This is a genomic window from Algoriphagus hitonicola (genome assembly GCF_900113375.1).
Taxonomy (GTDB): Bacteria; Bacteroidota; Bacteroidia; order Cytophagales; family Cyclobacteriaceae; genus Algoriphagus; species Algoriphagus hitonicola.
Window position 1 is genome coordinate 177,092 of the sequence record NZ_FOPC01000005.1, and the last position, 12,987, is coordinate 190,078.

The following is a 12,987-nucleotide window of genomic DNA, read 5'->3' on the forward strand; positions in this document are numbered from 1 at the left end:
GATTTTAGATCGCATTTCGGTCTTCGGTCTCCTGTCTTCCAAACTTAAAATCCATGCTCTCCCACTACCTTCTTCTTGCTATTCGGAACTTTTCCAAATTCAAGTCCATCTTTATCATTAACCTGATGGGATTAGCACTTGGGTTGACTACGGTGATTTTGATTTCGCTTTGGGTCAAAGATGAATTAAGCATCAATCGCTATCATGAGCATTCCGATCGGATTTACTCGGTCATGACCAATCATGATAATTCCGGAGGAATGGTGACTTGGAATCTCACGCCTGCAGAAATGCCTGAGGCCATGAAAGCGGACCTTCCCCAAGTGGAAAAATCGGCCGGAGTTTCTCCTTTTATCAAGGGAATGGCTTTTGATTCGGGAAAGGAGAAAATAGAGGCAGCGGGTTTTTTTGTGGATCAGGACTACTTGGAGATTTTCAGTCATGAATTTATCATTGGCAATCAATCCAAGGCACTGTCCGGAATCAATTCCATTGCCCTGTCTGAATCTTTGGCCAATGCACTCTTTGGCTCTCCTCAAAATGCCATCGGAAAATCACTGAAATGGCAGGTTTTTGATTTTGGGAATGAGGTGGAGGTCACCGGAGTCTATCGGGATTTTGGATCGCTTGATGTGGAAAAACCGGAGTTTTTGATGGCTTATCCCTTTTTCTTACAAATGCTCGGTGATGGAGCACATTGGGATAATTACAACTCGTCTACGGTATTGTTGCTCCGCGAAGGAACGGATATCGCAGCCTTCAATTCACAGATTGCTGATTTCATCAAAGAAAGGGCAGAAGGATCCAATGTCACTCCATTTGTTCAGCTATTTGCAGACACCTATTTGTATGGAACCTATGAAGGTGGAAAAGTAGCAGGAGGACGGATCAATTACGTTTGGATTTTCTCAGGGATTGCCTTGTTCATTCTCCTGATTGCCTGTATCAATTTTATGAATTTATCCACTGCCCGATCAGGGGCAAGGGCAAAGGAAATCGGGGTGAAAAAGTCAATGGGAGCTTCCCGAACCGGGATTTTTGGACAGTTTATGGTCGAATCGTTGGTCATGACATTTTTGGCCTTGGTGATCGCTATTCTTGCCGTTTACCTCCTGCAGCCGCTTTTTAGTCAAGTTACCCTAAAGCAGTTGAGTTTGGATATGAACGTGGAGGTAATCTTCATTTTGTTTGGAATTTGGGTTTTCACCAGTTTAATCGTAGGAATATATCCCTCGCTTTATTTATCCCGATTTAAGCCAGTTCAGATTATGCAAATCAATCTGAAAGGAAGTCTTGGAGAATTGATCGCCAGAAAAGGACTGGTAGTTTTCCAGTTTGGAATTTCCATGTTATTAATCATTGGAGTAGTGGTGATTGGTAAACAAATGAATTATATACAGAATCAAAATCTGGGATATGATCAATCCCATCTGTTGAAAATTCCTTCAGAGTCTATTCCAAAATCCCAGATAAATACTGTTTTGGATCAAGTCAAAGCTATTCCTGGAGTAGAAAATGCGTCAAGTCTTACGCATCCGCTGGTTGGGCTGGCAAGCTCTACCATCGGACTTTCCTGGGATGGGAAAAATCCCAATGAGCAGGTGAAGTTTGAAAACATCACGGTGAACATGGGTTTGATCGAAACGATGGATTTTGAGTTGGTAGCAGGGAGATCTTTTTCTCAGGAATATGGAGAGGAGAAGGCCAAACTCATCCTAAACGAGTCCGCTGTTGAAACCATTGGTTTTGAAGAGCCTGTAGGTCAAATGGTAAATCTATGGGGGGATGACATGGAAATAATTGGCGTGATAAAGGACTTTCATTTCGAATCACTAAAAGAAACCGTGAAGCCTGCTTTTTTGAAATATGATCCAGGCTTCGCCCAAAATATCTTGGTCCGAATCCAGTCCGAAAATCAACCGGAAACCATCGCGGAAGTCACCGCCATATTCCAAAATCTTCTCGGACAGAAACCCACCGTATCATTTATGGATGAATCCTATCAAGCATTATATCTTCAGGAGCAGCGGGTTTCCGCACTGGCCGAATACTTTGGGATAGTCGCTATTTTCCTTTCCTGTCTGGGACTATTTGGTTTGGCGGCATTTACTGCCGAAAGTCGAAAAAAAGAAATAGGAGTACGCAAAGTTCTGGGTGAATCCATAGGAGGCATTTTGAATTTAATTACTGTGGACTTTATCAAATTGGTCGCAATTGCTATTCTGACAACACTACCTCTCGGTTGGTATTTCGCCAATTCCTGGCTGGAAACCTATGCTTATCAAACCAATCTGAGCTGGTGGGTTTTTGTAGGTTCGGGTTTGCTTTTGATTCTTGTTGCCTTGATGACTGTGGGCTTTCAGGCCTACAAAGCTGCGGCTTCTAATCCGGTTCATTCCCTTCGAAATGACTGATCCAAATCGGTCGATATTTTTGGTCGATTTCGAACGAAATTGTCCATTATATTCACATGGAATCTTACAAAAACAGGCTTTAAAGGGTTGATTTAGGCTTTTTGGAATGGCATAAAACGTGAAATTAAATTCACATCTACTTGAACGACAAGAAACCCAATTTCAATTTATCCCAAGACTATGTTTGCTAATTATTTGAAAATCGCACTTAGAGGCTTTGCCAAACACCGGCTGACTTTCTTTATCAACACACTAGGACTTTCACTTGGTCTTTGGGCGGCTATTTTGATTGGGCTTTGGATCAAAAGTGAGTTTGAAGTGGGAAGAGGCCTACCGGATTCTGATCAGGTATTTCGGGTCATGGAGCATCAGACCTATGGAGATCAGGTTTTCACTTTTCCTTCTACTCCTGGGGTTTTGGCTGAAGCTATGAAAGAAAATTTATCCGAGGTGGAGCATGCTGCCACCTATACTTGGAATGAGGAGCACTTGTTTGTGCATGAGGAAAATAAAATCAAGTTGAATGGCTTGTATGCGGGACCTGATTATCTAAAGATTTTTCAATTTCCATTACTTGCTGGAAACAGGGAATCGGCACTCTCAGATAAATCCCATATCGTCTTGACCGAGTCTGCGGCGATCAAATTATTTGGGAAACTGGATGTATTGGGAGAGCAGGTAGAGTTGATTTCAAATGAAGAAACTGAGCTTTATTTGGTGGAGGGCATACTAGCTGACCCCGGAGAAAAGGCGGAGTCCAAGTTTGAATACATTTTGCCGTATCAGGTTCTATTCGACAAGCCCTACAACGAATGGCTCAAGCACTGGGGAAATAATGGACCGAGCACAATCTTAAAATTACAGGCGGGTACCGACCCGGATCAGTTTTCGGCTTCCATCAAAAACTTCATCAAAGATCGCATGGAAGGCAGTCATGTGGAATTGTTCGTTTTTCCCCAAAGTGATATGTATCTCTACGGTTCGTGGAAAGATGGGATTTTGCAGGAAGGTAGAATCAAAACCGTAAAGCTTTTTGCCCTAATCGGATTTTTTATCCTCATCATAGCCTGCATCAATTTCATGAATCTATCTACCGCCAAATCTCAAAAGAGAGCCAAAGAGGTGGGAGTCAGAAAGGTGTCAGGAGCTGATCGAAAGTCATTGATCTATCAGTTTTTGAGCGAGTCTCTGTTGATTACGCTGTTTTCGGGTTTTTTGGCGCTGTTGCTCGTTCAGGGGACCTTGCCAGTTTTTAATCAACTCACCGGAAAGGATCTGATCATTCCATTTTTGGACTTGGCTTTCTGGCTTCAATTCATCGGAATTTTACTCTTTACTGGACTGATAGCCGGTAGCTATCCGGCGTTTTATCTTTCGGCCACCAAGGTGGTATCGGTGTTCAAAAATCATTTGAAGGGAAGTAAAAATGTGATTTTGGCCAGAAAGGGATTGGTTTTATTTCAGTTTGTTTTGGCCACTGGACTGATCGTTTCAACAGTGGTGATTTTTCAGCAGATCAACTATGCCCTCAATCAGGATTTGGGTTATGAAAAAGACCAGTTGATTGCCCTATCTCTGGAGGGTCAGTTACTCGAAAAGTATGATATTTTCAAAAGCCGGATCGAATCCATTCCGGAAGTCGGCTCGATGTCAAGAGCGCTTCACAGTATGATGGGGAGAAGTAATAATACCGGCGGGTTGGATTGGGAAGGAAAGGACCCGGATTTCAATGCCTTGTTTGAGCGATTTCGGGTGGATTATGATTTTTTGGAAACGATGGGAATGCAGCTCGTCAGCGGGGAAGATTTCTCAAGAGAAAGAGGTTCGGATTCCATTGGTACAGTGATTTTAAATGAAAAGGCTTTTCAAATTATCACCCAAAATAATCCAGAAAACCGATCAGTGAATATCAACGGAGACGATCGGGAAGTAATAGGAGTAGTCAAGGATTTTCACTTCCAGAGTTTGCATGATGCCATGGAACCCGCATTCATTATTCTTGAACCGCAATTTGCCGAAAATGCCTTTATCCGAGTGAAATCAGGCGATATGAAACAGACCTTGGCATCCATTCAGCAAGTAGCCGAGGAACTAAACCCTTTGTTCCCGTTTAGCTACCAGTTTATGGATGAAAATTACGCTAGGATGTATCAGGACGATGTTCGTCTTCGGGATTTGGCCAAATACTTCAGCATGTTAACTATTTTGATTTCCTGCTTAGGGTTATTGGGACTTTCGGCTCATGTGGCGGAGCAAAAAACCAAAGAAATTGGAATTCGAAAAGTCTTGGGAGCTTCCACTTGGTCGATTTTGACGGTGATTAATCGTGAGTTTATTTCCATTGTAATGCTGTCCATATTCATCGGTTCTGCGATGGCTTTTTGGCTGATGCGGGATTGGCTGGAAGGGTATGCCTATCGGATAGATTTTGAGTGGTGGTTTATTCCCTTGGCCGCTGCAGTGATTCTCGGAATTGCTTTGCTTACCGTGGGGATACAATCGCTCAAAGCAGCACGTTCCAATCCAGTTCATGCCATAAAATCCGAATAATTTATTTATATGCTCAAATTATTTGTCCGAAAGCGATCAAATTTTGAACATTACGGACATAGGAAAATAATAAAAAATGCCCTCTGAATAGTCAGAAGGGCATTTTTTTGTTTTGGAACATTCTGTGAACTTACTGTTGCAACCTTTCTAACGGGGAATGCATCTCAATTAAAGAAGGCTAAACCAACTTTATACAACCCACTTTATCCCTCCAGCATTATGTGGAAAAATTATTTAAAAATCGCCTACCGAAATCTGCTCAAAAATAAGATTTACTCCGGTATCAATGTCTTCGGTTTGAGTTTGGGAATGGCCGCCAGCTTTCTCATTTTGATTTATGTACTGGATGAATTGAGCTATGATAAATTTCATCCTGATGGAGAGCACATTTATCGGATCGGTATGCAGGGAAGCATGAATGGGAATGATTTTGATATGCCTTTTTCTCCTGCCCCAATGGCTCAGGCTATGGTAGACGAAATTCCTGAAGTAGAGGAAGCAACAAGAATCGGCGTGTTTAGAACAATGCCGATGCGCTATGAGGAAAAATCGTTTACCGAGCCGATCACGCTGGTCGTTGATCCTAATTTCTTCAATTTTTTTGGATTTAAATTACTAAAAGGAAATCCCAAAGAAGCACTGACTGGACCCGATAAAGTGATTCTTACAGAGTCTACTGCCAAGCGCTATTTTGGAGATCAAGAACCGATCGGAAAAGTTTTGTTGAGAGGTTCGGAGAAAACCGCCACTGAGGTGAGTGGGATTGTGGCAGATCCTCCTTATCATTCTCATTTAACTTTTGAAATGCTGCTTTCTGCTGACAGCTGGGGCTATATGAAAGATGAACAATGGTCCTCAAACAACCTTTACACCTACTTTCGGATTCACTCAGAGGCCAATCCCCAAAATGCACAGGATGGGATCGATGGCTTTGTAACCAAGTATTTTGGACCCGAAATCCAGCAGTTTCTGGGCATTTCTCTTGATGCATTTTTGGAGCAAGGAAACCGCTACGGGTATTCCTATATTCCTATGATGGACATCCATCTATTTTCCGGTTCGGCAGATGATATCAAGCCGGGTGGAAATATTCAATACCTCTATATTTTTGGAGCCGTCGCTCTGTTTATCATTTTGATCGCCTGTATTAATTTCATGAATTTGGCTACAGCGAGAGCTTCTAGCCGGGCTAAAGAAGTGGGCGTCAGAAAAGCGATCGGAGCTCAAAAAAGCCGCTTAATCTATCAGTTTCTCACCGAATCGATGCTTTACAGTCTGATATCTGGTTTATTGGCTTTGGTTTTTATCGTTCTCGCCTTAGCACCTTTTAATGGCTTGTCCGGAAAAGATTTGGGATTGGAATTGCTCACCAAACCCTATTTTCTGATTGGCTTGGTTTCTTTCATTCTCCTAGTGGGCGTATTGGCTGGTTCATATCCAGCATTTTACCTCACTTCATTTTCGCCAGTGGAGGTTTTGAAAGGCAAAATCAGAAGTGGAGTAAAGCGCTCCAATTTCCGAAATGGACTGGTGGTTTTTCAGTTTTTTATTTCGATCTGTTTGATTATCAGTAGCATGGTGGTTTATAAGCAGCTGCGTTTTATGCAGGAAAAAAACCTGGGATTCAATAAAGAGAATGTGGTGGATTTGCTGCATACCCAGACCTTGGGGAAAAACGCAGAGGCTTTTAAACAGGAGCTGTTGAGTCAGACAGATTTTGTGTCCGCCAGCTTTGCCAATACCCTTCCTCCAAATATCGATTGGTCTTCGGTATTTAAAACCACGGACAGTCAGCAGGATTTTCTTTGTACACTCAATTTTGTGGACCATGATCAATTGCAAACTTTGGGATATGAGCTTGTAAAGGGAAGATTTTTCTCCCGGGATTTTCCCAGCGATACGGGCACTGTCGTACTGAATGAAACAGCCTTTCGGCAAATGGGCTGGACTGAACTGGACGGAAGCCAAAAAGTAAGCGGCTTTTGGAATGTCAACTCGGAGCCAGTGGCTCGGACGGTCGTTGGGGTCATCCGGGATTTCAATTTTGAAAGTTTGCGGACATCGGTGAGGCCTTTGATTATGACCTTGGGAACTGTCCCAAATAATGAAATGGCTATTCGGCTCCGTTCAGGGAATCCAGCCGAGAAAGTGGCTCTACTCGAGCAGATTTGGAAAAAGCACTCTGACGGAGCGCCTTTTGAATATTCGTTTATCGATTCCAATTTTCAAAGGCTATTTCAAGCCGAGCAAAAAATGGGGAATATCATATTGGTTTTCACCGTTTTGGCGATCAGTATTGCCTGTTTGGGATTATTTGGGTTAGCGGCCTACACCACTGAGCAGCGATCCAAGGAAATCAGCATTCGTAAAGCCTTGGGAGCATCGATACCGCATTTGGTAACGATACTTAGCAAGGATTTTACCATCTTGGTCTTGATCGCTTTCGTATTTGCCGGACCTTTGGCCTATTACTTGATGAATAGTTTCTGGTTGGGGAATTTCGCTTACCGGATTGAAATTGGGATTTTCTTGATTTTACTTTCGGGATTAATGGCAATCCTGATAGCCTGGATTACGGTCAGTTATCAGAGTTTTAAAACAGCTGCCTCCAATCCCGTGGATTATTTAAAAAGTGAATAAACGCCCTATTCTTTCTTATCGTCCGTCAGCGGTCAAAATGGCTGCTGATCGGACAATAGATTCTGGTTAAATGGTTGATTTTGCAAGATTTAGCGGCCTTTTTCCTTGGCACAATTCCTGAATTCATTTAGTCATATATAGCCCAGTATCCTGATGAAACTCAATTCTGTACTATTTTCATCGATTCTGTTTATGGCTGTTGTTTTTACGGTAAGAGCCCAAAATACAGAAACACGATCCCCCGGCACCTTTACCAAAATCGAAAACGGCGGAAGCTGGGATGTTCAAATCATTAAAGGATCTACCGATGAAATCCTAAGAAAAAGGCATTGACATCTCCAACTCTTCGAAAGTAATCAAGCAATAATATATTAAATCCCAGCCCTATGAATGAATGAAAAGTGTCCTTAATCTCAATTTTGTGGCACTTTTTGTTTTTAAACTAGCCTCATGATGCATGCTTAGAAACTATCTTAAAATAGCCTATCGCAATCTAGTCAAAAACAAAACCTATACCTCAATCAATATTTTTGGATTGACGCTGGGTTTTGTTTGTTGTATTCTCATCATATTATTTGTCAGAGACGAATTTTCTTATGATCAGTTTATTCCCGAGGAGGATAGGATTTTTCGGGTGGCTTTGGAGCGGATTTATCCAGATCATACCAGTTTTTATGCTGTCATTCCTGACGGTTATTCAGATGTATTCGCAGAGGAAATTATTGGTGTAGAGGAGTCAACTCGGATTTTTGGATTAGGAAATACCTTTGTGATTGATATTGACGATCAGCGATTTGATGAGCGGTATGGAGCTGCGGCCGACTCTAATTTTTTCAATGTTTTCGACTTTGAAATTCTGCACGGAGCATCGCAGCAGGAGGCCTTAGCTAAACCCAATACAGCCGTCTTGACCCAGTCAGCTGCACGGCGGCTATTCAAATCTGAAAACCCGGTAGGAAAATCGTTTGATGTTTTTGGGCTGGATTTTGAAGTCTCTGCTGTAATGGCAGATTTACCGGAAAATTCCCATCTCCAATTAGACTTTTTGTTTGCTTCGGTTTCATTTCCGGGACTTGAGGGGGAGAATTTTACTGGATTTTCTGCATTTACTTACCTGAAAATCAATCCGGAGATTAATGCCCTGCAAGTGGAAAATCAAATCCCAGAATTGGTTAATAAATACGCTTCAGGGCAAATCGAGCGGGAATTGGGAGTTTCATTTGCTGACTATACCACCGCAGGAAATGGCTATCGTTACTTTCTTCAGCCCATTACATCCATTCATCTTCATTCCAATTTGGAAGGGGAGATGAAACCCAATGGAAATTCCCTTTATGTCTATATCTTCATTTCCATAGCGATTTTCATTCTGGTATTGGCTTGTATCAACTTTATCAATTTGGCCACAGCCCGATCTGCCGATCGGGCACGAGAGGTCGGAGTGCGCAAAGCCATGGGCTCGGATAGAAGTCAGATTATTTTACAGTTTTTGTTTGAAGCACTTATCCTGACCTTTATTTCCCTTTTGTTGGGGATTTTGCTGGTGAATTTAGCCTTGCCTTTTTTCAACGATCTGGCAGAGAAATCACTTAGGATAGAATTGGAATCGGTTCTATATGCCTTGCCATTTTTAATCGGTTTTGGCTTTCTGGTTGGGCTTTTAGCAGGATATTATCCGGCATTTCATATATCCAAGCTGAATACCATCAGCATACTCAAGGGCAAACTGGAAGTGAGTGGTGGGAGAAATTGGCTTCGGAATGGATTGGTTGTTTTTCAGTTTGCCATTGCTATCATGCTCATCGCTGGCACTCTGATCATTCAAGGTCAGGTCAAATTCATTCAATCCACCAGTTTGGGTTTCCAAAAAGAAAATGTACTGGTCGTGGAGCGCTATGGAAACCAAGAAAAAAGAGAATTTATCAAGGAAGAGTTGGCAAAGATTCCCGGTGTTATTTCGGCCGGGGTATCGAGTAGTCTTCCTGGAAGAGGTACTACTGGCATTCAATTTACGAAACCTGGCGGAGGCGATGTATTGACTGCTAAAAGTTTTGCAGTGGATGATTATTTTTTCCAAACTATCGGAATTCCTCCGTTGGAAGGTCGGGTTTTTAATGAAAATTTCAACGATTCGCTTTCCCTGATTTTAAATCGTGAGGCAGGAAAAGTATTTTTTGGAGACCAAGACCCCATCGGACAGAGGCTAAAAACCAATACAAACCTCGATGGTCAAAACCAAGAGCTGCAGCTGACAATCATCGGAGTAGTGGATAATTTCAATTTTGAATCACTCCATACCCAAGTTACTCCACTGGTGATCCTTCACGTGGAAAATCCCATCGGAAATGAAAATTTTCTTTCCCTCAAATTCGATTCCGGTCAGCAGGCAGCTCTGGTAGAAGCTCTAGAATCCAAGTGGAATCAGCTTTCGGATGGCAGTAACCTTTCCTATTTCTTTCTGGATAATGATCTTGTGCAACTCTACCGAAGTGAACAGGTCTCTGGCCAGATTCTGGGAGTATTTTCCATTTTGGCGATTGTGATCGCCTGTATTGGATTGTTTGGGTTGGCGGCATATACCGCATTTTTAAAAACAAAGGAAATCGGTGTCCGGAAAGTTCTAGGCGCCACAGTGGGTAGCATTGTTTTTCTCTTGACTTTGGAATTTGCCAAATTAGTAGGAATCGCCTTTCTTTTTGCAATACCTGTAGTTTGGTTTGCGATGGATTCTTGGTTGGAATCCTTTGCCTTCAGAGTGCCTATGAACCCTTTGGTTTTTTTAGCGGCTGGAGGGATTACCCTATCGATTGCTTTGCTGACGGTAAGTTACCAGGCGATCAGTGCAGCTCTAGTCAATCCAGTAAAAAGTTTAAAATCAGAATAATCTCCAGCCATGCTCAAAAACTACTTCAAAATCGTTTTCCGAAATGCACAAAAGCATCCCTTGTATGTCCTGATTAATCTAATCGGTTTGGCCATCGGGATGGCGGTAAGTATCGTGATTTTACTTTATGTCCAGTTCGAATTAAGCTATGATCGCTTTCATCCGGATGCAGACCGGATTTTTAGGGTTTCCAGAGCATGGTTCAATCCGGATGGGGATATCAGCCTACACTTGGGACATACTGCACCTCCTTTTGGGCCCTTGATCAAATCTGATTTTCCGGAGGAAGTAGAATATTCTGCCCGTCTGTTCAATTTTAATCCCTTGATCAAATCCGGTGAAAATGCCTTTGAAGAAGAGCGTTTTTTCTTTGCGGATCCGGAAGCATTTGACCTCTTTGGCTGGGAAATAATCGAGGGCGAAGGAAAATCCGCCATGGATCAGGCGGACGGTGTAGTGATTACCGAGGAAACTGCCCAGCGCTATTTTGGAAATGAATCAGCAGTGGGGAAAGAATTTTTGGCCAATTTGGCGGGGCAAGAGGTTACTTTACAGGTAAGAGGGGTGATGAAAAATACCCCTGAAAACTCCCATTTTCATGTGGATTTTATTGCCTCCATGGTTCCGGTAGTTCAGTTTTATGGAGGCTTGGAATCCTTTATGTCCAATTATGGGTCAAATAATTTTTCCACCTTTATTAAATTAAAAGAAGGAGTTGACTATCAATTATTTGAGGATAAGCTTCCCACGTTGATCGACAGACACATTGGCCCAAATCAAGCCGGGATTGCTGCTTCTAAAGGAACTCAATTGTTTTTATGGCCAATTACTGACGTGCATTTGTATTCCAATTTGGATTCGGAAATAGAACCTAACGGGAATATCGACTACGTGTACACTTACATGGCAGTCGCGTTTTTTATTCTGCTGATCGCCTGTATCAATTTTATGAATCTCTCTACCGCCCGATCTTCTCTTCGGTCCATGGAGGTCGGTTTACGCAAGGTCATGGGGGCAGACCGGGGGCTGCTGATTCGTCAGTTTATGGGAGAGTCTTTTATTATGACCTGTATGGCTATGGTTTTGGCATTGATACTTGCCTTTTTGTTCTTGCCTACTTTTAGTGATTTTACGCAGAGTGCTTTGAGCTTTAATCTTTTGGAGAACCCAGAATACCTTTTGGGGATTTTCGGGATTATCATCTTTGTAGGTTTGATTTCGGGAAGTTACCCAGCTTTGTTTCTATCTGGCTTTTTACCCGCGAGAGTGTTGAAGGGGACTTTTAAAGCCGGAAAAGCCCATGAGCGATTTCGCTCAGTGTTGGTCGTTGGGCAATTTGCGATTTCGGTCATGCTGATTGTGGCAGTCTTGGTAGTGGTGCGACAATTGGAATACATGCAAAACAAAGATCTCGGCTTTGAAAATGAGGATATTGTGGTCTTGCCGACGAGTGATCAAATCAATGAAAATTACCTGATTTTAAAGGATCGACTGGAAAATCATCCCGGAATTCAGGCGGTGTCGGTTTCTAGTCGTGTTCCTTCCGGCAGACTGCTTGACTCACAGACTACAAGTGCAGAAGTGGATGGAGAGTTGACCCAGATTAATTTGAGGATAGCGGATATTCACATAGGGCATAATTTTCTGGAAACTTACGGGATAGATATCGTAGCCGGTCGCACTTTCGATTTTCAATTGGCTTCAGACTCTACTGAGGCATTTGTGCTCAACGAAACTGCGATTCGTGAGGTGGGTTGGTCTAGTCCTGAGGAAGCCGTCGGAAAACAATTTATCTATGGCAACCGCAGGGGCTTTGTCACGGGAGTGATGAAGGATTTTCATTTTGAAAGTCTTCATCAGCCGATTGTACCTATTGTTTTCATGATTTCGCAGAATAGAAATAATTTGATCAGCCTTAAAATCGACTCCAATCAGCGGGATGAGGTTTTGTCTTATCTGAGAGAGGAATGGGCACAGTTCCGTCCGGATTTCCCGTTTGAGCCATTTTTTGTGGATGAAGGATTTGACCGTCAATATGAATCAGAGGCTCGTGTCAGGACTATTTTCACGTTTTTCTCGGCATTGGCTATCTTGATATCCGTGTTGGGGCTTTTGGGATTGGTCACTTTTGCGACTGAGCAGCGGACACGGGAAATCGGCATCCGAAAAGTCATGGGCGCGGAGACATCCAATATTCTGATTCTGCTGGGAAAAGACTTTTTGAAACTGGTCGGGATAGGATTTTTGATCGCAATTCCCATTTCCTGGTTTGGGATGAATACCTGGCTGGAGGATTTTGCCTACCGGATCGGGATTCACTGGAGCACCTTCTTGTGGGCGGGACTTTTGGCTGGTTTGATCGCAGCAATTACGGTAACTTCACAAACCATCAGAGCCGCCTGGGCCAATCCGGTAAAAAGTATCAAGAATGAGTAGTATAAATTTTGATCAGGGTATTGATTTCCAAGCGGTTTTGCTTTTCAGAGTTTGATTTGAGAG

Annotated in this window: 6 protein-coding genes; all 6 read left to right on the plus strand. The window is 42.7% G+C overall.

Going from position 1 to position 12,987, the window contains the following annotated elements:
• The first annotated feature begins 53 nt into the window (after nucleotides 1-53).
• The 6 genes from BM043_RS08620 (at nucleotide 54) to BM043_RS08640 (ending at nucleotide 12,924) form a co-directional block, all read left to right on the plus strand.
• A complete protein-coding gene (locus BM043_RS08620) occupies nucleotides 54-2,414 on the plus strand; it encodes an ABC transporter permease (protein WP_092790760.1) in 2,361 nt (786 codons plus the stop codon).
• Nucleotides 2,415-2,594: 180 nt separating this feature from the next.
• Nucleotides 2,595-4,964, plus strand: a complete 2,370-nt coding sequence (locus BM043_RS08625) for an ABC transporter permease (RefSeq protein WP_092790762.1) — start codon at nucleotides 2,595-2,597, stop codon at nucleotides 4,962-4,964.
• Between the two features lie 219 nt (nucleotides 4,965-5,183).
• On the plus strand, nucleotides 5,184-7,604 hold the full coding sequence (locus tag BM043_RS08630) for an ABC transporter permease (protein ID WP_092790764.1): 2,421 nt from the start codon (nucleotides 5,184-5,186) through the stop codon (nucleotides 7,602-7,604).
• Nucleotides 7,605-7,757: 153 nt separating this feature from the next.
• Nucleotides 7,758-7,937, plus strand: coding sequence for a hypothetical protein (locus BM043_RS19350; protein WP_143189500.1), 180 nt, complete (start codon nucleotides 7,758-7,760; stop codon nucleotides 7,935-7,937).
• 124 nt (nucleotides 7,938-8,061) lie between these two features.
• On the plus strand, nucleotides 8,062-10,488 hold the full coding sequence (locus BM043_RS08635) for an ABC transporter permease (RefSeq protein ID WP_092790766.1): 2,427 nt from the start codon (nucleotides 8,062-8,064) through the stop codon (nucleotides 10,486-10,488).
• A 9-nt stretch (nucleotides 10,489-10,497) separates the two neighbouring features.
• A complete protein-coding gene (locus BM043_RS08640) occupies nucleotides 10,498-12,924 on the plus strand; it encodes an ABC transporter permease (RefSeq protein ID WP_092790768.1) in 2,427 nt (808 codons plus the stop codon).
• The last annotated feature ends 63 nt before the right edge of the window (nucleotides 12,925-12,987 follow it).